Here is a 25128-nt window from a genome sequence, read left to right as displayed (position 1 = left end):
TTGAAGGGGCCGAGACAAACGATGAGGATGGTCATGCCAATCACACCCGCCAACGGCCGCACCACCGACACCGCCAGGCCCTCCGCGCCGGGCGCGGAAGCCGGTTCCACGGAACCGATCATGCTGGAGCTGGTCGACGAGGACGGGGTGACCATCGGCACCGCGGAGAAGCTCTCCGCCCACCTCGCCCCCGGTCGGCTGCACCGGGCCTTCTCCGTCTTCCTCTTCGACGACGACGGGCGGCTGCTGCTCCAGCGCCGGGCCCTGGGGAAGTACCACTCCCCCGGCGTGTGGTCGAACACCTGCTGCGGCCACCCCTACCCCGGCGAGCCGCCGTTCGTGGCCGCGACCCGGCGCACCGCCGAGGAGCTGGGGGTGGCGCCCGCGCTGCTGCGCGAGGCGGGCACGGTGCGCTACAACCACCCGGATCCGGCGTCGGGCCTGGTGGAGCAGGAGTACAACCACCTCTTCGCGGGGCTGGTGCGCGGCAAGCCGGAGCCGGACCCGGAGGAGATCGGCGAGATCGCCTTCGTCTCCCCCGCGGAGCTGGCCGGGCTGCTGGAGGGGAATCCCTTCTCGGCCTGGTTCCTGACCGTGCTGGACGCGGCCCGGCCGGCGATCCGGGAGATCACCGGATCGGCGGCAGGCTGGTAGCGGTCAGCGCCGCCCGGGCGGCCGCGAGCGGCAGCGCGACCCAGACCACCTTGCCGCCGCTCGCGGTGTGCTGGACGTCATAGACGCCGCCCGTCTCCTCGGCGATCGTCTGCACCAGTAACAGCCCTCGCCCTCCGGTGCGGCCCTGGTCGGCGGCCAGCGCCTTGGGCCGGTAGGGGTGGTTGTCCTCGACCGCGACCCGCACCCAGTCCGGGCCGATGGACACCTCCACGGCGATCTCCGGGGAGAGCAGCGCCGCGTGCCGCACGGCGTTGGTGACCAGTTCGGAGACGATCAGCAGCAGGTTCTGCACGAGATCGTCGGGGGCGGGCACCCGCTGGTGGGCCAGCAGGTCCCGGACCGCGTGGCGGGCCCGGGGGACCGAGGAGTCCAGGGCGGGGGCGGCGAAGCGCCAGACGCCCTCGTACGCGGCCTGCCCGCGGGGCGGGGCCGCTCCCGGCTCAGGAGGGACGCTCCCGACGATCTCCATGTCCGATCCCCACCCATCGCAACAGCTCGACCACTGGTCATCGAGTGTTGGGAACGCGTTGGTACGGACCGGGTAACTGAGCACAAGTCGCTGCCTATCGACGTCTTTTGACCGCGTGCGTATGCCAGGGTCACTCGCTCGACTGTTCCTGCCCGGCTTGCTTCCGACGATGCGGACAGTCACTTGAACGGCCCGGATACGATCCGCCCCATGGACCCCTGCCTGCAGCACCACGTCACCGACGGCATAGCGACCGTCGTGATCCACAACCCCGGCAAGCGCAACGCGCTGACCCCCGGCATGTGGCGCGCACTGCCCCCGCTGCTGGAGCGGCTCGCCGCCGACCCCGCCGTACGGGCACTGGTGCTCACGGGCGAGGGGGACACCTTCAGCGCGGGCGCGGACATCGGCGCGCTGGGCGCGACCTACGAGGAGACCACCGCGCTCGCGCTGCCCGCCGAGGAGGCCCTGGCCCGTTTCCCCAGGCCGACGCTCGCCGCGGTGCGCGGCTCCTGTGTGGGCGGCGGCTGCCAGCTGGCCGCTGCCTGCGACCTGCGTTTCGCCGAGCAGGGGGCCCGCTTCGGCGTCACCCCGGCCAGGCTCGGGATCGTGTACGCGCCCGGCTCCACCCGGCGGCTGATGGAGCTGGTCGGGCCGGCCACCGCCAAATACCTGCTGCTGTCCGGCGAGCTGATCGGCACCGAGCGGGCCCTGCGGACCGGGCTCGTGGACGAGGTGCTGCCCCCGGGCGGGCTGGCGGACCGGGTGGCGGAGTTCACGCGGATCCTGGTGTCCCGCTCGGCGCTCACCCAGGCGGCGGCCAAGGAGTTCACGGCCGGGCCCGTCGATCCGGCGCGCCTGGAGTACTGGCGGGACCAGATGCGCGACAGCGGCGAGGCCGCGGAGGGCGTCGCGGCCTTCCTCGAACGGCGCCCCCCGCGCTTCCGCTGGAGCCCCCAGGAGCCGGCGGACGCCGGTACCCCCGCGTAGGCCGGGCCCGGGACACACTCCTTACCAGTAAGTAACATGCGGCCATGACCTCACTCCCCGCACGTGCCGCACGGCGCTGCCACGCCGTCGTCAACCCCCTCCACTCGACCGTGTACTTCGCCCCGGACATCGCGCGCGAGTTCGAGCGGCTGGGGCTGCCGGACCGGGGCGCCGACTACTTCGTCAGCCGCGCCGCGGCGTTCGGCCGGGTCGGCGCCGGGACCGTCACCGCCACCTTCTACAACTTCAAGCACGACCTGGTCGCCCGCCACCTCCCCGCCGCCTGGGAGGTCATCTCCCCCGAGGCCGCGCTGGAGGCCCGGCTGCGCGCGGCCGACAGTGTGCTGCGGCGGCTGCTCGGCGACGACGCGCTCTCCTCCAAGGAGATGGCCGAGGCCGCGGAGCTGGCGCTGCGCGCCACCGAGGCGTGTTCCCGCGCCGCCCGCCCCCTGTACGCCGCGCACGCCGACCTTCCCGTCCCCGAAGCCCCGCACCTGGCCTACTGGCACGCCGCGACGCTCCTGCGCGAGCACCGCGGCGACGGACATCTGATGACCCTCGTGAGCGCCGGGCTCGACCCCGTCGAGGCGCTGGCCAGCCATACGGCGAGCGGCAAGGGCATGTCCCCGAAGTGGATCCTGCGGACCCGGGGTTGGTCGGCCGAGGAGTGGGAGGCGGCGCGGGAGCGGCTGCGGGAGCGCGGACTGCTCGCCGCCGACGGGGAGTTGACGCAGGCGGGCACGGACCTGCGCAAGGCCATCGAGGACGAGACCGACCGGCTGGACCAGGCCCCCTACGAGCATCTCGGGGCGGCCGGCGTGGCGCGGCTGACCGAGCTGGCCGGCGCCTTCACCAAGGCGGCGATGGAGGCGGGGGCGTTCCCCGCGGACCTCATCGGCAAGCGCTGAGCGGCGGCGGCCAGGTTTGCCCACGGTGCGGTGGGTACCCGGATGTGGAGCGCGATCGGCCGCCTCACCAGGGCGCTCAACCGCGCGCCGCGCACGCCGGCGAGTGCCCGTGCCCCGCGCTGCGTACGGCGCCCGGCGACGGCTGCCGGTCATGCCAGTGGGATTCATGCCCCGTGGATGAAACGGACCAGACCGACCGTGAGGAGGCCCTTGTGTTCCGTGCCATCGCCGATGTTCTCCGCGCCATCGGGTCGACGCTCGCCTCCGTGGTGACGCTCCCCTTCCGCGCTCTCGCCCGCCTCTTCGGCGGGGCCTCGCGGACGGGCGCGGGCCGCCGCAGGCACGTCTGATCACCCGCCCCGTGCCGGGACGCGCCGGTCGCGCCCGCTGTGTCAGCGCCACCTGCCACAATGCAGATCGCAGCGCAGACAGAAAGCGGAGCGTGATCGTGACGACGTCCATCGAAGGCAGGATCGCCGAGGAGCTCGGCGTACGGGAGCGGCAGGTGAGGGCCGCCGTCGAGCTGCTCGACGGCGGCTCAACCGTGCCGTTCATCGCGCGCTACCGCAAGGAAGCGACCGAGATGCTCGACGACGCGCAGCTGCGCTCCCTCGAGGAGCGGCTGCGCTATCTGCGGGAGCTGGAGGAGCGGCGCGCCGCGGTCCTGGAGTCGATCAGGTCCCAGGGGAAGCTCGACGAGGCCCTCGAGGCGCAGATCCTCGCCGCGGACTCCAAGGCCCGGCTGGAGGACATCTACCTCCCCTACAAGCCGAAGCGCCGCACCAAGGCCCAGATCGCGCGGGAGGCGGGTCTCGAGCCGCTGGCCGAGGGGCTGCTCGGCGACCCCTCGGTGGAGCCGCTGGCCGCCGCGGCGGCCTTCGTCGACGCCGACAAGGGGGTCGCGGACCCCGTCGCCGCGCTGGAGGGCGCGCGGGCCATCCTCACCGAGCGGTTCAGCGAGGACGCGGACCTCATCGGCGAGCTGCGCGAGCGCATGTGGACGCGCGGGCGGGTGGCCACCAAGGTGCGGGACGGCAAGGAGGAGGCGGGCGCGAAGTTCGCCGACTACTTCGACTTCGCCGAGCCGTTCACGGAGCTGCCCTCGCACCGGGTACTGGCGATGTTCCGGGGCGAGAAGGAGGAGGTCCTCGAGCTCACGCTGGAGCCGGAGGAGCCCTCCGCGGAGGCCGGCCCCACCTCGTACGAGCGCAGCATCGCCCAGCGCTTCGGCATCGCCGACCGGGGCCGCCCCGCCGACAAGTGGCTGGCCGACACGGTCCGCTGGGCCTGGCGCACCCGGATCCTGGTGCACCTGGGCATCGACCTGCGGCTGCGGCTGCGGCAGGCCGCCGAGGACGAGGCGGTGCGCGTCTTCGCCGCCAATCTGCGCGACCTCCTCCTCGCCGCCCCGGCCGGCACCCGCGCCACGATGGGGCTGGACCCCGGCTTCCGTACGGGCGTGAAGGTCGCCGTCGTCGACGCGACCGGCAAGGTGGCCGCGACCGACACGATCTATCCGCACGTCCCGCACAACAAGTGGGACGACTCCCTCGCCAAGCTGGCGCGGCTGGCGCGCGAGCACGACGTCGAGCTCATCGCGATCGGAAACGGCACGGCGTCCCGCGAGACCGACAAACTGGCGGGTGAGCTGTGCGACAAGCACCCCGAGCTGAAGCTCACCAAGGTGATGGTCTCCGAGGCCGGGGCCTCCGTGTACTCCGCGTCGGCCTTCGCCTCCCAGGAGCTGCCCGGTCTTGACGTCTCGCTGCGCGGGGCCGTGTCCATCGCGCGGCGGCTCCAGGACCCGCTCGCCGAGCTGGTCAAGATCGATCCGAAGTCGATCGGCGTCGGCCAGTACCAGCACGACCTGTCCGAGGTGAAGCTCTCCCGCTCGCTCGACGCGGTCGTCGAGGACTGCGTCAACGGCGTCGGCGTCGACGTCAACACCGCCTCCGCCCCGCTCCTCAGCCGGGTCTCCGGCATCGGCAGCGGCCTCGCGGAGAACATCGTCGCCCACCGCGACGCCCACGGCCCCTTCCGCAGCCGCAAGGCCCTCAAGGACGTGCCCCGGCTCGGCCCCAAGGCCTACGAGCAGTGCGCGGGCTTCCTGCGCATCCGCGGCGGCGACGACCCGCTGGACGCCTCCAGCGTGCACCCGGAGGCGTATCCCGTGGTGCGGGCGATGGCCGCCTCCGCGGGCGACGACGTGGCGTCCCTCATCGGCAACACGGCTGTACTGCGCAGGCTCAAGCCGCAGGAGTTCGTCGACGACACCTTCGGTCTGCCCACGGTCACCGACATCCTCAAGGAGCTCGAGAAGCCCGGCCGCGACCCGCGGCCCGCGTTCAAGACCGCGACCTTCAAGGAGGGCGTCGAGAAGATCGGCGACCTCACGGCGGGGATGATCCTGGAGGGCGTCGTCACCAACGTGGCCGCGTTCGGGGCCTTCGTCGACGTCGGTGTGCACCAGGACGGCCTGGTCCATGTCTCCGCGATGTCGAAGACGTTCGTCAAGGACCCGCGGGACGTGGTGAAGCCGGGCGACATCGTGCGGGTGAAGGTCCTCGACGTGGACATCCCGCGCAAGCGGATCTCGCTGACGCTCCGGCTGGACGACGAGGCGGGCGCGGGCTCGGGACCCGGCGGCGGCCGGGATCGCGGGCGCGACCGTTCCGACCAGGACGGCCGCGCCCCGCGCGGCGCCGGCCGCCGGGGCGCCCCCCAGCAGCGCCAGGGTGGCGGCCGTGGCCAGCGCGGCACAGGCGGCGGCCGCGACGCGGCCCCGGCCAACGGCGCGATGGCGGACGCACTGCGGCGGGCGGGCCTGCTGGACCCCAAAAAGCGGTAGCGCCTCCGGCGCGGTTCCCCCACGGCCCCGCGCCCTGGCCCGCGGCCGTCCCCCAGCGCCTCGTGGCGGCGCGGGGGCGGCGGCGGGGTCCCGCCGCCTCGCCCTGCCGCCCTGCGGGGCGGGGGTGCGGCCGGGGGGGATCGCCGGAGTGCACGGCTACGGCCCGGCGACGGGCTTCCCCAGCGCGGGCGGCGCCTCGTGCCGCGGCGACGTGAGACGCGCTTCTCCGGGCCGCCTCCGGGGCCGGGCGCCCGTGTGTGGGGGTGGGTCAGGCTTCGGTGACCTGGCCGTCGGTGACGTGGAGGCGGCGGGTGGTGTGGACCGCGTCGAGCATGCGGCGGTCGTGGGTGACCAGGAGGAGCGTGCCGGTGTAGGAGGCGAGCGCGGACTCGAGCTGCTCGATGGCGGGCAGGTCGAGGTGGTTGGTGGGTTCGTCCAGTACCAGGAGGTTGACGCCCCGGGCCTGGAGAAGGGCGAGCGCCGCGCGGGTGCGTTCGCCCGGGGAGAGGGTGGCCGCGGACCGCAGCACGTGGTCGGCCTTGAGGCCGAACTTGGCCAGCAGTGTGCGCACCTCCGCCGGCGGCGTCTCCGGCACCGCCGCGCCGAAGGCGTCCAGCAGCGATTCGCCGCCGAAGAACAGGGCGCGCGCCTGGTCGATCTCGCCGACGACCACCCCGGGACCGAGCGCCGCCGCGCCCGCGTCCAGCGGGAGGCGGCCGAGGAGGGCTGCCAGCAGCGTGGACTTGCCGGAGCCGTTCGCCCCGGTGACGGCCACCCGGTCCGCCCAGTCGATCTGGAGGTCGACGGGGCCGAAACGGAAGTCGCCGCGCCGTACCTGGGCGCCGCGCAGGGTCGCCACCACCGCGCCCGAGCGCGGCGCGGCGGCGATCTCCATCCGCAGCTCCCACTCCTTGCGCGGCTCCTCCACCGCCTCGAGCCGCTCGATCATCCGGTCGGTCTGGCGCGCCTTGGCGGCCTGCTTCTCGGTGGCCTCGACCCGGGCGTTGCGCCCGATCTTGTCGCCGTCGGTGGCCTTGCGGCGGGCGTTCTTGACGCCCTTCTCCATCCACGCGCGCTGGGTGCGGGCCCGTGTCTCCAGGGCGGAGCGGGTGTTGGCGTACTCCTCGTAGCGCTCGCGGGCGTGGCGCCGGGCGGTCTCGCGCTCCTCCAGGTAGGAGGCGTAGCCGCCGCCGTAGAGGTTCACCTCCTGCTGGGCGAGGTCGAGTTCGAGGACCCTGTCGACCGTGCGGGCGAGGAACTCGCGGTCGTGGCTGACCAGCACCGTGCCGGCCCGCAGCCCGTTCACGAAGGTCTCCAGTCGTTGCAGCCCGTCCAGGTCCAGGTCGTTCGTCGGCTCGTCGAGCAGGAAGACGTCGTAGCGGCTGAGCAGCAGCGAGGCGAGTCCGGCGCGCGCCGCCTGCCCGCCCGACAGGTCCGTCATGTGCCGGTCCAGAGACACGTCGAGCCCCAGCGAGGTCGCGACCTCGTCCGCGCGCTCGTCCAGGTCGGCGGCGCCGAGCGCGAGCCAGCGCTCCAGGGCGGTGGCGTATGTGTCGTCGGCACCGGGCGCACCGTCGACCAGCGCCTGGGTGGCGGCGTCGAGCGCGGTCTGGGCGGCGGCCACGCCGGTGCGCCGGGCCAGGAAGTCCCGTACGGTCTCCCCCGGCCGCCGCTCGGGCTCCTGCGGCAGATGGCCCACGGTCGCGTGGGGCGGGCTGAGCCGCACGGCGCCCTGCTCGGGTTCGGTCAGGCCGGCCAGCAGCCGCAGGAGGGTGGACTTCCCGGCGCCGTTGACGCCGACGAGTCCGATCACCTCCCCGGGCGCCACGACCAGGTCGAGGCCGGAGAAGAGGGTGCGGTCACCGTGTCCCGCGGCGAGGTCTTTGGCGACGAGTGTGGCAGTCATCAGGGCGCCGATCCTAACCGGACGGGTGAGGGCGCTGTCGCGGGGTTTTCCGCGTGCGGGGCGGGGCCCGCGGAGGGGAGGCATTGAGGGGTGTCACCCTGGACCGCGTCTTTACGGTGCCGGTGACCTGAACGTGCCGGTGACCTGAAGGTGGCGTTGCCCGGGACGCGGCGTCGCGCCCATGCCCGAGCGTCCGGGGCGCCAGGGCGTAACCTCCGGGCATGACGAGCGATGCGATAGTCGTCGGGGCCGGGGTCATCGGCCTGACCAGCGCCATCACGTTGGCCGAGCGCGGAGTGCGGGTGGCGGTGTGGAGCCGGGACCCGGCCGGGGACACCACGTCGGCGGTGGCCGGGGGGCTGTGGTGGCCCTATCGGGCGGAGCCCGAGGAGAAGGTGGGCGCCTGGTCCCTGCGCACGCTGGGCGTGCTGACCGAGCTCGCGGCCCGGCCGGAGGAGACCGGGGTCCGGATGGTCGAGGGGACGCTGGCGGGCACCGGCCCCGAGGACCTCGGCCCGTGGGCCGCCGAGGTGCCGGGGCTGCGCCCGGCGCGCCGCGAGGAACTGCCGGAGGGCTGGGACCACGGTTTGCGGGCGCGCGTTCCGCTGGTCGACATGGTGACGTATCTGGACTATCTGCGGCGGCGGTTGGAGGCGGCGGGCGGCACCGTCGAGCGGCGCGCCGTGGCCGGTCTGGACGAGGCCGCGGGGGCCGCGCCGCTCGTCGTCAACTGCACCGGCCTCGGCGCCCGCGACCTGGTGCCCGACGCGGGGGTGCACCCCGTGCAGGGCCAGCTGGTGATCGTGGAGGACCCGGGCCTCGACGAGTGGTTCGTCGCCGCCGACCCCGGCTCGGCCGACACCGTCTACCTGCTGCCCCAGCCGTACGGGGTGATCCTCGGCGGCACCGCCCGGGAGGGCGTCTGGGACCTGACGCCGGATCCGGCGACGGCCGAGGCCATCGTGGCCCGCTGCGCGCGCGTCCGCCCGGGGCTGGCGGACGCGCGCGTGATCGGGCACCGGGTGGGGCTGCGCCCGGCCCGGTCACGGGTACGGCTGGAGGCGGAGACCGCGCCCGGCGGCCGCCTCGTGCACAACTACGGACACGGCGGCGCGGGCGTCACCGTCTCGTGGGGGTGTGCGGAGGAGGCCGCCGGGCTGCTGGTCAGCAGTGGTTGACGGGCTGTCCCTCCGCCAGGTGGTAGGCGGCGCGGCCGTCCAGGAGCAGCGGCACCAGCGCGCGCAGTGACTGGCGCAGCGGTACGAACGCGCCGTCCGCGCCGCCGTGCCGGGGGCGCACCGTGACGCCGTGCAGCGCGAGCTCGTCCTTGACCAGCGCGTACTGCTCGGCGTCCAGCCGGTAGCCGCACGGCGGGTCGGCGAGGATCTCGTCCTCCCCCGCCGGGTCGTTGTCGGCGCCGCCGAGGTAGACCGGGCCGCGGTCGGCGTAGCCGGTCAGCCGGGCGCGGGTGGTGGCGGCCTCGATGCGCCCGCGGCGCTGGTCCACGAAGTCGAAGGCCCCGTCGAGCGCGGCGAGCTGGGAGCCCACGCGGCGTCGGTTGTTGAGCGCCGGGTCGGCCTTCTCGGCGTCGGTGAGCGCGTCGACCCGGGTTTCGACGAGGAGGCCGACGGAGTTCTTGACCCCGGCGGTGTTGCGCAGGATCCGCTCCTGCCCGTCGCCCGCGACCTGCTTGACGGGGTCGCCGGTCTTGGGGTCGGTCCAGATGCCGTAGACGCCGGTGTCGAAGCCCGCCTGCTCGGCGCGCGGCCGGACGTACGCGTCGGAGAGCGTGCGCGCCTCTTGGTGCACGGCGTCCGCGGTGTTGAGGTTGCGCGGCCACAGGGCCAGCAGGTCCTTCATGTAGTACGGGACGGTGGCCCCGTACTCGTGGAGGTCGTAGACGGTGTCGGGCCGCCAGTCGCGGAGGACGGCCGCCGCGGCGCGGGCCTCCGCGGTCTTGAGGGCGATGTGGTCGCGGTTGATGTCGACGCCCTCGGAGTTCCCGCGGGTGTCGGCGGCGCGGCCGTCGGGGTTGGCGGTCGGTATGACCAGGACGTTGGTGCGCTCCAGGAAGCGCTTGGTCCGCGCGTCCTTGGCGTAGGCCAGGTCGCGGACGGTGGACAGGCAGGCCTCGCGGCCGGACGGCTCGTCGCCGTGCTGGGAGCAGATGAGCAGCAGGGTGTTGCCGTCCGTGGTGCGGGCCGGGGCGGCGGGCGCGCCGATGCGCACCAGGCGCAGCGGGCGGCCCTGGGCGGTGGTGCCGATGCGGTCGACGGCGACGCGCGCGCTCGCGGCGTCGACGGCGGCGAGGAAGCGCTCCTCCTCCGGCTGGGTGGTCCAGCGCGCGCCCTGGCTGGCCTCGAATCCGGTACGGGGCGCGGGTGTTTCCGCCCGGGCGGGCGCGGTGAGGACGGACGTGGTCAGCAGCGCGACGGCGCCGGCCGCGGCCGCGCGGATCAGCGGGATGCGGGGGATCGAGGGCAACTCGGTGGGGGCCGGGTCGAGGCGGGGCTTCCGCATACGTAGCAGCACGGGCGGACCGTAGCGCGAGTCAACTCGTGGGGAGAAGAGGGCGTTCCGAGGTATGTGAGGTCACCGTGGCCACGGATGTCGGCCGGATGTCGATCGTGTGTCGTGGTCGGTGATGGACATGAGGGGTCCGCCGCGAGTACCTAGTGTCTGCGTTGATCGTTCTGCCCGACGAGTTGGAGGACCCGTGCGTCACAGACTCATCGTCCCGACCGCGGCCGCGGCCTGCCTGCTGCTGGCCGTCCCGGCCTCGGCGGCCGACGCCACCCCGGGCGCGCCCGGGATCGGGGACTCGTACTACCCCGGTTACGGCAACGGCGGGTACGACGTCTCCCACTACGACCTGCGGCTGAAGTACCAGCCGGCCACCGACCGCCTGGAGGGCACGGCGACGGTGCTGGCCACCGCCACCCAGGACCTGTCCCGTTTCAACCTCGACTTCGCGCTCGATGTGAGCGAGGTGCTGGTGGGCGGCAGGAAGGCGGCGTTCGCGGCGAAGGGCGACCACGAGCTGGAGATCACCCCGGCGGCCCCGCTCGCCTCGGGCCGCCCCTTCACGGTGGTCGTGCGGTACGGCGGCACGCCCTCAGCGGTGAAGGTGGGCGGGTTCACCTCCTGGCTGCGCACCCGGGACGGCGGGGTGGCGGCGAACGAGCCGGAGGCGGCGTGGTGGTGGTTCCCGAGCAATGACCACCCGCTCGACAAGGCCACCTACGACGTGTCGGTGGCGGTGCCCGACGGGACGCAGGCGATCAGCAACGGCAGGCTGGTGTCGACCACGTCGCGGCTGGGCTGGACGCGTTACAGCTGGCGCTCCGGCAAGCCGCAGGCCACCTATCTGGCCACCCTCGCGGTCGGCAGGTTCGACATCACCACCGACACCACCGAGAACGGCCTGCCGGTCCTCAACGCGTACAGCAAGAACCTGGGCGCGGGCGCGGGCGCGGCGAAGGCGAGCGTCGAGCGGAGCGCCGAGGTCGCGGACTGGCTCAGCGGGGTCTTCGGCCCGTACCCCTTCGACGCGCTCGGCGGCTATGTGCCCGACGTGCCCACGAGCTACGCGCTGGAGACCCAGACCCGCCCGTTCTACAGCCCCCGGCAGTTCGCGAGCGGCTCGAACGTCTCGGTGGTGGTCCACGAGCTCGCCCACCAGTGGTACGGCGACAGCGTCTCGCTGAAGGACTGGCGCGACATCTGGGTCAACGAGGGCTTCGCGCGCTACGCGCAGTGGCTGTGGTCGGAGAAGGAGGGTGAGGGCACGGCGCAGGAGCTGGCGGACTACACGTACGCGCAGCACCCGGCCGAGGACGCGTTCTGGACGGTGAAGCCGGGGGATCCGGGGCCGGACAACCAGTTCCACGCGGCGGTGTACGACCGTGGGGCGATCGCGCTGCAGGCGCTGCGGAACACGGTGGGCGACGACGACTTCTTCACGATCCTCAGGAAGTGGCCCACGGACCGGGCTTACGGCAAGTGGTCGGTGCGGGACTTCGAGGTGTTCGCCGAGAAGGTCTCCGGCAAGCCGCTCGGGGAACTCTTCGACACCTGGCTGTTCACGGCGTCCAAGCCGGGCGCGCCGGCCGCGCGGGCGGCGGGCATCGGTGCGGATGCTGACGCGGATGCTGACGCGGACGCGGGAGACGGTGCGGGGGTGACGGTGGCGCGGCCGAAGTCGTGGAAGGCGATCCACGCGACGGACACCGTCCACGGCCGCGCGGGCCGCTGACGCTCCCCCAGGGGCACTCCCCCACCCCGTGCCCGGTCCCGTGCCCCGGCCCCGGAGCCTTCGCGCTTCGGGGGCCGGGGCGCGGCCCTCAGGCGCGGGCCGCGCGCCGCCGCTGCGTTCGCTGTGTGCGTTGTGTGCGTTGTGTGCGGCGGGCCTCGCGGGCGAGGGGCAGGTAGCGCGGTCGCTCGGGAAGGAGCGGCACCAGCACCCGGACGGCGCGGCCGAAGCGGGCGCAGCGCGCGCAGCCTGCGGCCCTCCGCCGCCGCCCGCTCCCCGCCGTACACCCACAGCTGCACCGAGCGCAGTGAGCGCTCGCCGCGCCCCCACGGGTCGGTGCGGAAGACGGAGTGCCGGTATGTTCCCGGCGGGACGGCCGAGGGGCTTCACACCAGTGGTGAGACAGCAATACTGGAGAACCCGACCGAGGATTCCGATCGTGCAGCAGGGCGGAGAGCGAGGCGCGGCGCATGGCGAACACCGACATGGCGACCACGGACACCGAGGAACCGACGCTCACCGTCGACGAGTTGGCGGCCCGCGCCGGGGTGACGGTCCGTACGGTGCGCTTCTACGGGACCCGGGGGCTGCTGCCGCCGCCGGTGATCGGCCCGCGCCGGGTCGGCCACTACGGGCCCGAGCACCTCTCCCGCCTGGCGCTGATCGAGGAACTCCAGCACCACGGCATGACGCTGTCCGCCATCGAACGCTATCTGCGGCAGCTCCCGCCCGACCTGAGCGCGGACGACCTGGCCATCCACCGCGCCCTGGTCGCCTCCTGGGCGCCCGACGCGCCGGAGGAGGCCTCCCGGGAGCAGCTGACGCGGCGGGCCGGACGGCCGCTGTCGGAGGAGGACATCGACCGGCTGGCCGCGCTGAACGTGCTGGAGCGCACGGACGACCCGGACGTCTTCCGCATCGACCCCGGTGTGCTGCACCTGGGCATGCGGCTGCTCGATGTGCCGATCGCGCTGGAGACCATCCTGGCGGCCCATACGGTCGTCCTCGAACACTCCCGGTCCGCGGCCCGCGAGCTGAGCAGGCTCTTCCGCGAGGAGGTGTGGGGGCCCGACCAGGAGGGCGGGTCCGGCGCGTCGGGCCCCGAGCGGGTCAGGGCGAAGAAGTCGCTGTCGGCGCATATGCAGCCGCTGGTGGTGCAGGCGCTGGTGATCGCCTTCCAGCGGTCGATGAAGCGGGAGCTGCGCGGCTGGTACGGGCAGGACGCGGCGGAGGGCGAGGACGCCGCCCACCGCGCCTGAGACCCCGTCCCGGCTAGTCGGTGAACGTCTCGCCCTTGGCTGCCTTGTCCAGCAGCAGCCGCGGCGGCGCGAAGCGGTCGCCGTACCTGTCCTGGAGCTCCCGGGCGCGCGCGACGAAGCCGGGCAGCCCGCCCCGGTAGCCGTTGATGTACTGCAGCACGCCGCCGGTCCAGCCGGGGAAGCCGATGCCCAGGATCGAGCCGATGTTCGCCTCGGCGACCGACGTCAGCACGCCTTCCTCCAGGAGCCGGACGGTGTCCAGCGCCTCGGAGAAGAGCATCCGCTCCTTCATGTCCTCGAAGGGCACGGCGACATCGGGCTTGGTGAAGTGTTCGCGCAGACCGGGCCACAGGCCGGTCCGCTCGCCGGTCCGCTCGTCGTACGCGTAGAACCCGGCGCCCTGGGCGCGGCCCGGCCGCCCGAACTCCTCGACCATCCGGTCGATGACCGCGTCGGCGGGGTGCGCCTGCCAGGCGCCGCCCGCCTCCTCCACGGCCCGCCGCGTCTCCTCGCGGATCTTGCGCGGCAGGGTCAGGGTCAGCTCGTCCATCAGCGCCAGCACCTTGGCGGGGTAGCCGGCCTGGGCGGCGGCCTGCTCGACGGAGGCGGGATCGACGCCCTCCCCCACCATCGCCACGCCCTCGTTCATGAACTGGCCGATGACGCGCGAGGTGAAGAAGCCGCGCGAGTCATTGACGACGATCGGGGTCTTGCGGATCTGCCGCACCAGGTCGAAGGCGCGGGCCAGGGCCTCGTCGCCGGTCCGCTCGCCCTTGATGATCTCCACCAGCGGCATCCTGTGGACGGGCGAGAAGAAGTGGAGGCCGATGAAGTCGGCGGGGCGCTGGACGCCCTCGGCGAGCAGGGTGATGGGGAGCGTGGAGGTGTTGGAGCACAGCAGGGCGTCGGGCGCGACGACGCCCTCGATCTCCTGGAAGACCTTGTGCTTGAGCGCCGGGTCCTCGAAGACCGCCTCGATGACCGCGTCACAGCCGGCCAGGTCGCCCGGGTCGGCGGTGGGGGCGATGCGGGCGAGCAGCGCGTCCCGCTCGGCCTCGGTCGTACGGCCCTTGGCGACGGCCGCGTCCAGCAGCCCCTGGGCATGGGCCTTGCCCTTGGCGGCGGCCTCCTCCGACACGTCCTTCAGGACCACGTCGATGCCCGCCTTGGCACAGGAGTAGGCGATGCCCGCGCCCATCATCCCGGCGCCCAGCACAGCCACCTTGCGGACCTGCCGCGGCGCGACGCCCTCGGGCCGGCCGGCGCCGGAGTTGACCGCCTGGAGATCGAAGAAGAACGCCTGGATCATGTTCTTGGCGGTCTGGCCGGTGACCAGCTCCACGAAGTAGCGGGCCTCGATGATCTGCGCGGTCTCGAAGTCGACCTGGGCCCCCTCGACGGCGGCGGCCAGGATGTTGCGCGGCGCCGGGTAGGGGGCGCCGCCCAGCCGCTTCCTCAGATTCGCGGGGTAGGCGGGGAGGTCGGCGGCGAACTTCGGGTGGGCGGGGGTGCCACCGGGGATCTTGTAGCCCTTGACGTCCCAGGGCTGCTGGGATTCGGGGTGGGCGTCGATGAAGGCGCGGGCCTTGGCCAGCATCTCCTCCGGGGAGTCCGCGACCTCGTGGACCAGGCCGGCCTCCAGCGCCCGCCGGGGGGAGTACTGCCGGCCCTCGAGCAGGACCGTGAGCAGCGCGTCGGCGACGCCGAGGAGCCGGACCGTACGGGCCACGCCGCCGCCGGCCGGCAGCAGCCCCAGGGTGACCTCGGGGCAGCCGATCTTCGACCCGGGGGCGTCGAGGGCCACGCGGTGGTGGCAGGCGAGGGCGATCTCGAAGCCGCCGCCGAGGGCCGCGCCGTTGATCGCGGCGACGACGGGCTTGCCGAGCGTCTCGATGCGGCGCAGGCCGCGCTTGACCTCCATGCTCGTGTCGTACGCCCGCTGGGCGTCCTCCGGCCCGATCTTGATCATGTCCTTGAGGTCGCCGCCCGCGAAGAAGGTCTTCTTGGCGGAGGTGACGACGATGCCGCGGATCGACTCCCGCTCGGCCTCGAGGCGGTCGGCGACCGCGGTGAGGGAGGAGACGAAGGCGGCGTTCATGGTGTTGGCGGACTGGTGGGGGTCGTCCAGGACGAGGGTCACGATGCCGTCGTCGCCGCGCTCCCAGCGGATGGTGGACTCGGCGGTGGGGCTGGTCATGTTCTTCGGTCTCCCTGGGAAGTCGTGGGGGCGGGCGGCCAAGGCGCGCTGGACGCGCTAGACGCGCTCGACGACCGTGGCGATGCCCATGCCGCCGCCGACGCACAGCGTGGCCAGCCCATAGCGCTGCCCGCGCCGCTCCAGCTCGTCGATGAGGGTGCCCAGGATCATCGCCCCGGTCGCGCCGAGCGGATGCCCCATGGCGATCGCTCCGCCATTGACATTGATCTTCTCGAGGCCGAGCCCCATCTCCCGGGCGAAACGCAGCACGACGGCCGCGAAGGCCTCGTTGATCTCGACCAGGTCGATGTCGTCGATGGTCAGCCCGGCCTTGGCGAGCGCCTTGCGGGTGGCGGGGGCGGGGCCGGTGAGCATGATCGTCGGGTCGGCGCCGGAGACGGCGGCGGAGACGATACGGGCGCGGGGAGTGAGGCCGTAGCGCTCGCCGACCTCGGCGCTGCCGATGGCCACCAGGGCCGCGCCGTCCACGATGCCGGAGGAGTTTCCGGCGTGGTGGACATGGTCGATGGCCTCGAGCCAGTGGTACTTCTGCAGCGCGACGGCGTCGAACCCGCCCGCCGCGCCGATGGTGGCGAAGGAGGGCCTCAGCCCGGCCAGGGACTCGGGCGTCGTCCCCGGGCGGATGTGCTCGTCGTGGTCGAGGACCGTGAGGCCCGCGCGGTCCCGGACCGGGACGACGGAGCGGTCGAAGCGGCCCTCCTTCCACGCCTGGGCGGCGCGCTCCTGCGAGAGGGAGGCGAACGAGTCGACGTCGTGGCGGGAGAAGCCCTCGACGGTGGCGATGAGGTCCGCGCCGATGCCCTGGGGCACGAAGCCGGTCTCGTAGTTGGTCATCGGGTCGGCGAACCAGGCGCCGCCGTCGGAGCCCATCTTGACCCGCGACATCGACTCGACGCCGCCCGCCAGCACCAGATCCTCCCAGCCGGAGCGGATCTTGGCCGCCGCCAGGTTGACGGCTTCGAGGCCGGAGGCACAGAAGCGGTTCTCCTGGACGCCGGCGACCGTCTCGGGGAGCCCGGCGGCGATGGCGGCGATCTTGGCGATGTCGGAGCCCTGGTCCCCGAGCGGGCTGACGACGCCGAGCACGACGTCGTCGACGGCCGCGGGGTCCAGGCCGGGCAGGCGCCGCCGGATCTCGTGGATGAGGCCCACCACGAGATCCACCGGCTTGGTGCCGTGCAGGGCCCCGTCGGGCTTGCCGCGCCCGCGCGGGGTGCGGATGGCCTCGTACACATACGCTTCGGTGCTCACGACAGCAGCCTTTCGGGGGTGGGGGACGGCAGGGAGCGCGGCACGGCCGCGGCGGTGCGGCGCCTCACGACGGCTCCTCCCGCGGGAAGGGCGGCAGGCCCCACTCGCGGGCCACCTCGTCGGCGTCGGCCCCCGGCCGGGCGGGCGGGCGGCGCACCGCGCCCGGGGTGGCGGAGAACCGCGGCGCGGGGGCGGGCTGGGTGATGCCGCCGTGGTCGACGAAGGTGGCGCGGGCGGCCAGGTGGGGGTGGGCGGGGGCCTCGCGGAGGGAGAGGACGGGGGCGACACAGGCGTCGGACGAGGCGAAGACCGCCGTCCACTCCTCGCGGGTGCGCTGCTTGAAGCGGTCGGCGATGAGGGAGCGCAGCTCGCCCCAGCGGTCGAAGTCGCGGCGGCCCGGGGCGTCCTCCGCGATGCCGAGGAGCCCGGTGAACTCCGCGTAGAACTTGGGCTCGAGGGCGCCGACGGCCATATAGCCGCCGTCGGCGGTCTCATAGGTCCCGTAGAAGGGGCAGCCGCCGTCGAGGAGGTTGGCGCCGCGCCGGTCCTGCCAGCCGCCCGCCGCCATCATGCCGTGGATCGCGGCCGTCAGATGGGCGGTGCCGTCCACGATCGCGGCGTCGACGACCTGGCCGGTGCCGGAGGTGCGGGCGTGCTGGAGGGCGGCGAGGACGCCGATCACCAGATAGAGCGCGCCGCCCGCGTAGTCCCCGAGGAGGTTGGCGGGGGCGAGGGGCGGGCCGTCCGAGGCGCCGATCATGCCGAGCGCGCCGGTGACGGCGATGTAGGCGATGTCGTGGCCGGCACGGTCGGCGAGCGGGCCCTCCTGGCCCCAGCCGGTCATCCGGCCGTAGACCAGGCGGGCGTTGCGGGCCAGGCAGGCGTCGGGGCCCACGCCCAGGCGCTCGGCGACGCCGGGGCGGTATCCCTCGAGGAGGATGTCGGCGCGCTCGGCGAGGTCGAGCACGGCCGCCCGGCCCGGCTCGGTCTTGAGGTCGAGCAGCACGGAGCGCTTGTTGCGGTTGGCCAGGTCGTACGCCGGGTCGACCTTCAGCCCGCCGGTGCCGCCCGGCCGGTCGACGCGGACGACGTCGGCGCCCAGGTCGGCCAGGAGCATGGCGGCGAACGGGCCGGGCCCGATCCCCGCGAGCTCCACCACCCGCACCCCCGTCAACGGGCCGTGCTCTGTCGCCGCCATGCCGCCCATCCCCAAACCGTGTGACACCACCGCTGTAACACCGCTGATGCTAAGAAGGCGCCCGGCATTCCACAAGCCCCCGGGCGGGCCTGTGGAAAACCGGACGGGCTCTCAGAAACACTGCTCCGACCAGGTGTTTGACCAGCGGTGCCGCATGCGCGGCGCCGGCCCTCAGCCGGCCTTCTCCACGCTAGCGGCAGGGGACGACAACGGCCGCTCGGGCACGAGGTGGTCATCGGGCCCTTCCGGGTCGGACAGCCGCCCGAGCCGCTGTGGGACATTGCCGCCGACCAGCACGATCACCAGCAGGGTGAGCCCGAAGGTCAGCACCGCGAGCGCCCGCCCGAGGGACATGCCCTCCGCCAAGTGGGCGCCCAGCACCGGCGCCACCGCCCCGCCGAGCGCCCCGGTGTTGTAGACGAAGCCGAGGGACGCGGCCCGGCTGCCGGTCGGGAAGTGACCCGCGATGTACTTGGGCAGGATCCCGGAGATCCCCTGGCTCAGGGCGAGCAGGAAGAACAGCAGCACCCCGAGCCCGACCAGGCTGTCCTGCACCGCGAAGACCGGGAAGACGAAGGCGAGTGAGGCCAGGAGGGTCCAGGCGTAGGCGCGCCGGGTCCCCAGCCAGTCGCCCATGAACCCGGCGAGCCAGCAGCCGACCATCGTCCCGAACCCGGCGTAGAACATCATGTCCGTGACCTGGGCCGGGTCGTAGCCGAGCTCCTTCTTCAGGTAGGTGGGCAGCAGCGCCTGGATGGGCCAGCTGTAGAGGAAGGCGCAGAACACGGTGCACATCAGCGCCACGTACACCACCCAGCGGCGGCGCCCGCCGAGCTGGGCGGCGAAGGCGAACAGACAGCCCGCCGCGAGCAGTGCCAGCGGCCACACCATCCCCTCGCCCAACGGGGTGAAGACGCAGAACAGCGCGGCGCTCGCGGCCACGGCGAGCGCCGTGTTCAGCGAGGCCCGGCGGCGCCCGGTGAACAGCGGCCGGAACGGGTTCGGGCGCGCCTCGCCGCGCGCCGTCGCGCTCCAGTCCCCGGCCTCGGGGAGCGCGCGCCGCACCCACAGCGCCACGATCACCGGCAGGACCCCGATCCAGAACAGCGGGCGCCAGCCCCAGTGGGGCACCACCCACTTGTAGAGCTCGGCGGCGAGGATCGAGCCGCCCGCGAACCCGGAGATCAGAAAGCCGGAGGCGCGGTTGCGCACCCGGGCCGGCCAGCTCTCCAGGACGTAGGTCGCGCTCGCGCTGTACTCCCCCGCCATCCCCATGCCGATCAGCAGCCGGGCGGTGAAGAGGCTGAAGTAGTCCCAGGCGAAGCCGCAGGCGAAGGTGCCCAGGGAGTAGAGCAGAATGCTGGCGATCATGGCGGGTTTGCGCCCGTAGCGGTCCCCCATCGCGCCGAGCAGCGCCCCGCCGAGCCAGCGGGTGATGAACGCCCCGGAGACCAGGCCGGCGGCCGAGGCGTCGCTCAGGTCGAACTCGTCGGCTATCTCCGTCAGGACCAGCGTGATCAGGACGAAGTCGAAGCCGTCGAGCAGATAGCCGATCCAGGCGGCGAACATCGCCTTCCACTGCCGGGGGGTGACTTCCCGGTACCAGGGCAGGGGTGTGGTCACTGGAGGAGCCCTCCGTCCTCGAGGATGTGGCGTACGGAGTCCACGGCGGCGTCGTCCAGTGGCACCTGGGGAGGGGCGGTGGCCGGGCAGTCGATGACGCCCAGCAGGTGGAGGGCGGCCTTGAAGCCGCCGAGGGCGGAGGAGCTGCCTCCCATGGCGGCAGGGTCGCCGACGTCGGTGAGGGCGAAGAGGGCGGCCAGCCGGTCCTGTTCGGCCGCCGCCTGCTTCCAGCGGCCCGCCCGGGCATGGTCGTACAGTCGTACGAAGCCGGCCGGGTCGACGTTCCCCAGGCCGGGGACGACACCGTGCACCCCGGCCAGCAGCGCCCCGTCCACGGCCAGCTCCGAGCCGGTGAGCACGGAGAAGGAGCCGTCCAGCCCGCGCCGGCGCACCTCGACCAGGAGGCGGCGCAGCGCGCCGTCGTCCCCGCTGCTGTCCTTGAGCCCGGCCAGCGTGGAGTCGGCGGCGAGCGGGAGGACGAGGGCCGGGGTGAGCTTGGTGTGCACGGAGGCCGGGATGTCATACGCGAAGAGCGGCAGCCCGGCGCCGCCGCGGATGCGCCGGAAGTGGTCGGCGATCTCCGCCGAGTGGGTGCGGGTGTAGAACGGCGCGGTGGCCACCAGGCCGTCCACGCCCGCCGCGGCCGCCGCGCGGGCGTGGTCGAGCACCCGCTCGGTGGTCATGTCGATCACCCCGGCGAGCACCGGCACCCGGCCGGCCGCGGCCTCGGTCACGGTCTCCAGGACGGTGCGGCGCCGACGGTCGCTCAGATAGGCGGCCTCGCCGCTGGACCCGAGGGCGAACAGACCGCTGACCCCGGCGCCGATCAGCCGCTCGGCGAGCGCGGCGAGGGACCGGGTGTCGACCTCGCCGGTGCGGGTGAGGGGGGTGCACAGGGGCGGAACGACACCGGTGAGCGGAGTCGGCAGACTCATCGGAACCCAGCCTTCTGACGAGCGTACGAATATGTCGGGCATTCATGTTCTGGTCATTCAGGACATCGGACGTCCCACGTCCGCGGGCTGAATCTGACGGAGGGCCAGCACGGTGTCAAGCCCCCGCGCACGCCGGCGTCCGCACAGCGCGCCGTCCGAATCCCGCCAGCTCGGCCCGCCCCCGGCGGCCAGCATGGACGGCATGAGCAAGGACTACGAGATCCGGGCCATCGCGCCCGACGTGCTGAAGCAGCTGCGGACCGGCGACGACGCGGGCAACCCGCCGCGCACGGTAGTGGACGACGAGGGCGGCAACCCGCTGCGCTGCTGCCTGAGCCGCAGCCGTCCGGGCGAGACGATCGCCCTGGTCTCGTACGCCCCGCTGCGCCGCTGGGCACGGGAAACCGGCGCCACGCCCGGCCCGTACGACGAGGTGGGCCCGGTCTTCATCCACCCCGAGGACTGCGGCGGCTGGCAGGGCGGCGACTACCCGGACGCCATGCGGGGCGAGCAGCGGGTGCTGCGGGCGTACTCGGCCGCGGGCGACATCATCGGCGGGCTGCTGCTGGACGGCGGGGACATGACGATCGAGGAGGGCCTGGCCGAGGTCTACCGCCGGAATCCGGAGGCGGCCGTGGTCCATGTGCGGTCCGTGGTGTACGGCTGCTTCCACGCGGAGACGCGGCGGACGGCGCGCTGAGCGACGCGGCGTGCGTGCGAGTGCTGTCCGCGGGCGGGCGCGCCCCGTGCGCCCAGTACGGCGCGGACGGCTCGTGCGGGTGCTGCCCCGCGCGTGGGCGCGCGGGCGGGCGCGCGCTGAGCGACGCGGCGGGCGACGCGGGCGCTGCGTACGCGCGCTGCCCGCGCGCGGGCGCGCCCGGTGCGGCGGGCGCGGTTCCCGCGGGTGGCGCGCCCAGTGCGGCGGCGCGTGCGGCGCGCCCCGTGAGGGTCCCTCAGGCGGCCGCCAGCGCCTGGCGGCACAGCGCGTCGGCACGCCGCGTCGTCTCCGGCAGCCGGTAGTCGCGGGCCAGGTGAAGGGCGTAGGCGCAGGCGGCCGCGAGGGTTACCCGGTGGCCGACGGAGACGAAGACCGGCTTGACGCCGTCCTGGGTGCGCAGCGCGCGGCCGACCTCCTCCGCGCCGTCCAGGAGCGGTGACCAGTCGCCGCGGCGCGGGCCCGGGGCGTCGTGGTGGAAGGTGAAGGGGTTCTTGGCGACGCCGATGGTGGGCAGCCCGGTGAGCACCCCCAGGTGGCTGGCCAGCCCGAAGCGGCGCGGATGGGCGAGGCCGTAGCCGTCGCAGACGACCACGTCGGGGCGGTGGCCGAGCCGGTCCAGGGTGGCCAGCGCGTCGAGGACGGCCGGGATCTCGCGGAACGCCAACAGGCCGGGCACGTACGGGAAGGCGACCGGGCCGACCGCCGTGGCCTCCCCCACGACCGTCAGGCCGCGCGGGTCGAGCGCGACGGCGGCCGCCGCGACCCGCCCCCGCTCGTCGTCGTACGCGACGTCCACGCCCACGACGGCGCCCGTGCCGGCGCCCGGCGCGGGCAGATCCCCGCCCACCAGGACGGAGCCCCGCAGCCGCTCCTGGACGGCGGCCGCCTCGGCCTTTGTCGCGGGCCAGCCGGGCGGAAGCTCGTAGCGGGGAGCGGCGGGGGGCCGGGGGTCGGACGTGCTGGTCATGATGCGCTCCACGGTACTAGCCTCGCGATCATGTTCGTTCTGGAACTCACCTACACCGCGCCCCTCGAGCGCGTCGACGCCGTACTCCCCGACCACGTGGTCTGGCTGGAGGGCCACTACGCCTCCGGGGTCTTCATCGCCTCCGGCCGCAAGGTGCCCCGGGAGGGCGGGGTCATCCTGGCGGTCGGGGACGACCGGGCCAGGATCGAGGAGCTGGTGGCGACCGACCCGTTCTCGGTCGCGGGCGTGTGCGAGTACCGGATCACGGAGTTCCTGGCCACCAAGACCGCTCCGGAACTGGAGGCCTACCGCCAGCAGCTGCCGTCCTGAACTCCGCCCTTCCTCCCCCCGGCCCCTCGCCCCCTGGCCCTTCACCCCCCGTCCCTCAGCTCCGGGCCGGCTCCAGACGGGCCACGCGGCCCTGTTCGCCCGCCGCCCAGCAGCCGAGGTCCGGGGCGCAGTCGACGGTGTCGTACGAGCCCGGGTCCACCGTGCGCCAGGTGCGGCCGCCGTCCGTCGTCACATCGGTGCCCGTCGGGCCGACCGCGAGCGCGGTGCGGCGGCTGTGCGGCAGCCAGGTGACGCCCGAGCGGTAGGCGGGCGGCGGCGCGGCGGCCTCCGTCCAGCCGGCCCCGCCGTCCGCCGTGACGGCGGCCGCCTTCGGGGAGGCCTGCCCGGCCCGGTAGTCGCCGCCGACGGCGAGGCCGACGCGGGCGTCGCGGAAGGCGAGCCCGAAGACGCCGCGCGCCGGGTCGCCCGCCGGGAGCGGCGTGTCGGCCACCGTCCAGGTGCGGCCGCGGTCGGCGGAGTGGAAGACGCGGGCGCCGGCCGCGCCGCCCGTGGCGAACCACGCGTCCCGCCGCCCGGAGCTGACCAGGCACTGCCCGCTCGCCGCGAACGCGGACTCGCCCGGCTGCGCGGCGGGCATACCGTCCGAGGGCAGCACGCGCCAGCTGCGCCCGCCGTCGCCGGTCGCCAGGACCCGGTACTTCCCCTCGACCGGGTCGCTGAGCGCGATCCCGTTGCGCGCGTCGAAGAAAGTCACACAGTCGTAGAAGGCGCGCGGGTCGGTGTTGCGGAAGGTCTCCGTCCAGGTCGCCCCGGCGTCGTCCGTACGGAACACCCGGGAGGCCTCGCCCTCGCCGATGGCCAGCACCACGGCGCGCCGCCCGTCGAACGCCTCGACGTCCCGGAACTCCAGCCCCTCCGCGCCCGGGGGCGACACATCGCGCCAACCGCGCCCGCCGTCGTGCGTGAGCAGCACGGTCCCCTTCGAGCCCGCCACCCACGCGGTCGTACGGCTGACGGCGGCGAGCCCGCGGAACCGGGCGTCCGTGCCGCTGTCCTTCAGCCGCCACCCCGCGCCCGACACGCCCTCCGGGCGCGCCTGCCGGGCCTGCGCGGGCGCGGCGGCGACGGCCGTGGCGAGCGCCGCGCCGCACAGCCCGACCGCCACCACACGTCTCATCATGCTCATGATCCCCTGGTCCCTCATGGGGCCGGAAGCTAGCCCATCGGCGGGACTCCGTCCACGGATGAGTGAGCCCGGACGCCGAATCGCGGGGCGGGCCTTCCTATGTTGAATCCTCCCCTCCTTAAAGGGAGGGGATTTCTGGCTCAGGCCGCCTGCGGGAGCAGCGCTCCCGCAGGTCTTACGCCCTCGGCACCAGCCGGGTCGAGACCTGCCCGGACCAGCATCACGCGGGCGGAGTTCTTGTCCCTGGGGGAGACGGCTCCGCACGCGGTGCAGGTGTAGGTACGTTCGGACAGTGGGAGTGCGTGCTTGGTCCTCGCTCCGCACCGCGCGCAGTCCATGGTGGTGTACGCGGGATGCACGAGGCGGATGTCCCGCCCGTGCTTGCGTCCCATCTCGATCAGGGCCTTCTTCGTCGCGCCGATCGCCGCGTCCGCCGCCTTCCGCGCCATCGAGGACTTGGCCAGGAACCGGGGTTTGAAGTCCTCCACCGCGATGGCGTCATGGTCGGTCACGGCCTTCTTCGCCCACTTGCGGCCGGTGTCCTGCCGCTGCCGGGCGATCTTCCCGTAAGTCTTCGCCCGCCACTTCCTCGCCTGGCGGTAACCCTTCGAGGCGGCCTGCCCCTTCTTCGGCCTGCGGCGGGCCATCATCCGGTCATACCGGCCCAGCCCGGCCTGCGCCTTGCGGCCGTACTGGGCGTGCGGGAGATCATGCGCGTGGGAGGTGGTGGTCGCTATCTGCTTCACGCCCCAATCCACGCCCAGCACCCGCCCGGTCCCAGGCAGCGGCTCCACCTGGGCCGGAACCACGAACGAGCAGTACCAGTGCCCGACACTGTCCTGGTACACGCGCACCGAGGAAGGCTCGGCGGGCAGGCCCCGCGACCACACCACCGACACCACGATCCCACCCGCCAGATGCAGACGACCGTCCCTCAGCCGGAACCCGCGCCGGGTGTAGTTCAGCGTCGGAGCGGCCCCACGCTTCCTCTTCCACCCCGGCATGCCCGCCCGCCGCCGCTGAGGCACCCGCTCCCGGATGTCCTTCTGAGCCTTGGCACGCGACCTGCCGAAGTCCCGGATCACCTGCTGCTGCACCACACTCGAGCCCTCACGCAGCCACGGCGTACACTCCCGCGCCCGCGTCAGCATCCTGTCCAGCTGCGCTGGGCCACAGGTCCGCTTCTCACCCGTAGTCTTGTTGTGCAGGTGGATGGCCCTGGACTTGGCCACGCACTCGTTCCAGATCCACCGGCACCGAGCCCATTCCGCCAGCAGCATCGTACGGGCGGTCGAGGACACGCGAAGCCGGTACGTGTACCGGGCATACCCGGCCCCCTCGACTTCACGTGGCGTCGTCATGCCGCTAACGTAACGTCACCGCCCGGCGGCCACTCCGGATTCCGGCAGCACTACTCGAACGGGTGACCGCCCA

Annotated in this window: 21 protein-coding genes and 1 pseudogene; 10 read left to right on the top strand and 12 right to left on the bottom strand. The window is 73.7% G+C overall.

All coding sequences use genetic code 11. The features are described 5' to 3' along the window. Positions 1-33: 33 nt before the first annotated feature. Positions 34-654 (top strand): isopentenyl-diphosphate Delta-isomerase, encoded by a 621-nt coding sequence (idi, locus tag BBH68_RS25850; protein WP_065965920.1) that lies wholly within the window; start codon positions 34-36, stop codon positions 652-654. On the opposite strand, the gene BBH68_RS25845 is transcribed toward idi, so the two are convergent. Beyond that, complete coding sequence (locus BBH68_RS25845; protein WP_065965903.1) at positions 629-1144, bottom strand: ATP-binding protein; 516 nt, start codon at positions 1142-1144, stop codon at positions 629-631. The genes idi and BBH68_RS25845 overlap by 26 nt on opposite strands. 210 nt (positions 1145-1354) lie before the next feature. Here BBH68_RS25845 and BBH68_RS25840 point away from each other — a divergent pair, with 210 nt between their 5' ends. From BBH68_RS25840 to BBH68_RS25830, 4 genes are all read left to right on the top strand, one after another. Then, positions 1355-2134 (top strand): enoyl-CoA hydratase/isomerase family protein, encoded by a 780-nt coding sequence (locus tag BBH68_RS25840; RefSeq protein WP_065965902.1) that lies wholly within the window; start codon positions 1355-1357, stop codon positions 2132-2134. 44 nt (positions 2135-2178) lie between these two features. After that, entirely contained in the window at positions 2179-3042 is an 864-nt protein-coding gene (locus tag BBH68_RS25835) for an SCO6745 family protein (RefSeq protein WP_065965901.1), read from the top strand. A gap of 212 nt (positions 3043-3254) precedes the next feature. Further along, positions 3255-3392: an LPFR motif small protein gene (locus BBH68_RS42115; RefSeq protein WP_281182494.1), complete on the top strand. Its 138-nt coding sequence runs from the start codon at positions 3255-3257 to the stop codon at positions 3390-3392. 98 nt (positions 3393-3490) lie between these two features. Then, a complete protein-coding gene (locus BBH68_RS25830; protein WP_065965919.1) occupies positions 3491-5890 on the top strand; it encodes a Tex family protein in 2400 nt (799 codons plus the stop codon). A 268-nt stretch (positions 5891-6158) separates the two neighbouring features. On the opposite strand, the gene BBH68_RS25825 is transcribed toward BBH68_RS25830, so the two are convergent. Continuing rightward, positions 6159-7796: an ABC-F family ATP-binding cassette domain-containing protein gene (locus BBH68_RS25825; protein WP_065965900.1), complete on the bottom strand. Its 1638-nt coding sequence runs from the start codon at positions 7794-7796 to the stop codon at positions 6159-6161. Between the two features lie 221 nt (positions 7797-8017). Between BBH68_RS25825 and BBH68_RS25820 the strand changes: the two genes are divergently transcribed. Then, positions 8018-8974, top strand: a complete 957-nt coding sequence (locus BBH68_RS25820) for an FAD-dependent oxidoreductase (protein WP_065965899.1) — start codon at positions 8018-8020, stop codon at positions 8972-8974. Here BBH68_RS25820 and BBH68_RS25815 read toward each other — a convergent pair. Next, entirely contained in the window at positions 8961-10316 is a 1356-nt protein-coding gene (locus BBH68_RS25815; RefSeq protein WP_245738315.1) for a M14 family metallopeptidase, read from the bottom strand. The genes BBH68_RS25820 and BBH68_RS25815 overlap by 14 nt on opposite strands. Before the next feature lie 196 nt (positions 10317-10512). On the opposite strand from BBH68_RS25815, the gene BBH68_RS25810 reads away from it, so the two are divergent. Beyond that, the gene (locus BBH68_RS25810; protein ID WP_065965898.1) at positions 10513-12051 is read left to right on the top strand and encodes a M1 family metallopeptidase; all 1539 of its coding nucleotides are present in this window, start codon (positions 10513-10515) and stop codon (positions 12049-12051) included. A 233-nt stretch (positions 12052-12284) separates the two neighbouring features. Here BBH68_RS25810 and BBH68_RS43365 read toward each other — a convergent pair. Next, positions 12285-12407, bottom strand: a pseudogene (locus BBH68_RS43365) (oxygenase MpaB family protein); the annotation flags it as partial. A 111-nt stretch (positions 12408-12518) separates the two neighbouring features. Between BBH68_RS43365 and BBH68_RS25805 the strand changes: the two are divergent. Continuing rightward, positions 12519-13307 carry a MerR family transcriptional regulator gene (locus BBH68_RS25805; protein ID WP_079151210.1) on the top strand — a complete coding sequence of 263 codons (789 nt, stop codon included), beginning with the start codon at positions 12519-12521 and terminating at the stop codon, positions 13305-13307. A 13-nt stretch (positions 13308-13320) separates the two neighbouring features. On the opposite strand, the gene BBH68_RS25800 is transcribed toward BBH68_RS25805, so the two are convergent. The 5 genes from BBH68_RS25800 to BBH68_RS25780 all read right to left on the bottom strand — a co-directional run bounded on the left by BBH68_RS25800 (position 13321) and on the right by BBH68_RS25780 (position 20532). Continuing rightward, positions 13321-15504 (bottom strand): 3-hydroxyacyl-CoA dehydrogenase NAD-binding domain-containing protein, encoded by a 2184-nt coding sequence (locus BBH68_RS25800; RefSeq protein ID WP_065965897.1) that lies wholly within the window; start codon positions 15502-15504, stop codon positions 13321-13323. Between the two features lie 57 nt (positions 15505-15561). After that, positions 15562-16776 carry an acetyl-CoA C-acetyltransferase gene (locus BBH68_RS25795; RefSeq protein ID WP_065965896.1) on the bottom strand — a complete coding sequence of 405 codons (1215 nt, stop codon included), beginning with the start codon at positions 16774-16776 and terminating at the stop codon, positions 15562-15564. A 64-nt stretch (positions 16777-16840) separates the two neighbouring features. Continuing rightward, a complete protein-coding gene (locus BBH68_RS25790) occupies positions 16841-17974 on the bottom strand; it encodes a CaiB/BaiF CoA transferase family protein (protein ID WP_174589096.1) in 1134 nt (377 codons plus the stop codon). A 171-nt stretch (positions 17975-18145) separates the two neighbouring features. Then, positions 18146-19543 (bottom strand): sialate:H+ symport family MFS transporter, encoded by a 1398-nt coding sequence (locus BBH68_RS25785; RefSeq protein WP_245738313.1) that lies wholly within the window; start codon positions 19541-19543, stop codon positions 18146-18148. A gap of 50 nt (positions 19544-19593) precedes the next feature. Beyond that, positions 19594-20532, bottom strand: coding sequence for a dihydrodipicolinate synthase family protein (locus tag BBH68_RS25780; protein ID WP_065965893.1), 939 nt, complete (start codon positions 20530-20532; stop codon positions 19594-19596). 202 nt (positions 20533-20734) lie between these two features. Here BBH68_RS25780 and BBH68_RS25775 point away from each other — a divergent pair, with 202 nt between their 5' ends. Continuing rightward, a complete protein-coding gene (locus BBH68_RS25775; protein WP_065965892.1) occupies positions 20735-21232 on the top strand; it encodes a DUF1203 domain-containing protein in 498 nt (165 codons plus the stop codon). A gap of 253 nt (positions 21233-21485) precedes the next feature. On the opposite strand, the gene BBH68_RS25770 is transcribed toward BBH68_RS25775, so the two are convergent. Then, positions 21486-22217: an endonuclease V gene (locus BBH68_RS25770; protein ID WP_065965916.1), complete on the bottom strand. Its 732-nt coding sequence runs from the start codon at positions 22215-22217 to the stop codon at positions 21486-21488. Between the two features lie 30 nt (positions 22218-22247). Between BBH68_RS25770 and BBH68_RS25765 the strand changes: the two genes are divergently transcribed. Continuing rightward, complete coding sequence (locus tag BBH68_RS25765; RefSeq protein WP_065965891.1) at positions 22248-22547, top strand: YciI family protein; 300 nt, start codon at positions 22248-22250, stop codon at positions 22545-22547. Positions 22548-22602: 55 nt separating this feature from the next. Here BBH68_RS25765 and BBH68_RS25760 read toward each other — a convergent pair whose 3' ends face one another. Together BBH68_RS25760 and BBH68_RS25755 are read right to left on the bottom strand one after the other, a co-directional pair. Beyond that, positions 22603-23694 carry a WD40/YVTN/BNR-like repeat-containing protein gene (locus tag BBH68_RS25760; protein WP_245738311.1) on the bottom strand — a complete coding sequence of 364 codons (1092 nt, stop codon included), beginning with the start codon at positions 23692-23694 and terminating at the stop codon, positions 22603-22605. 140 nt (positions 23695-23834) lie between these two features. Continuing rightward, positions 23835-25055 (bottom strand): RNA-guided endonuclease InsQ/TnpB family protein, encoded by a 1221-nt coding sequence (locus BBH68_RS25755; RefSeq protein ID WP_065965890.1) that lies wholly within the window; start codon positions 25053-25055, stop codon positions 23835-23837. Positions 25056-25128 lie beyond the last annotated feature (73 nt).

The organism is Streptomyces sparsogenes (assembly GCF_001704635.1).
GTDB classification, from domain to species: Bacteria; Actinomycetota; Actinomycetes; order Streptomycetales; family Streptomycetaceae; genus Streptomyces; species Streptomyces sparsogenes.
The sequence above is the reverse complement of the archived record's forward strand: the minus strand, read 5'-3'. Positions and strand labels throughout refer to the sequence as shown.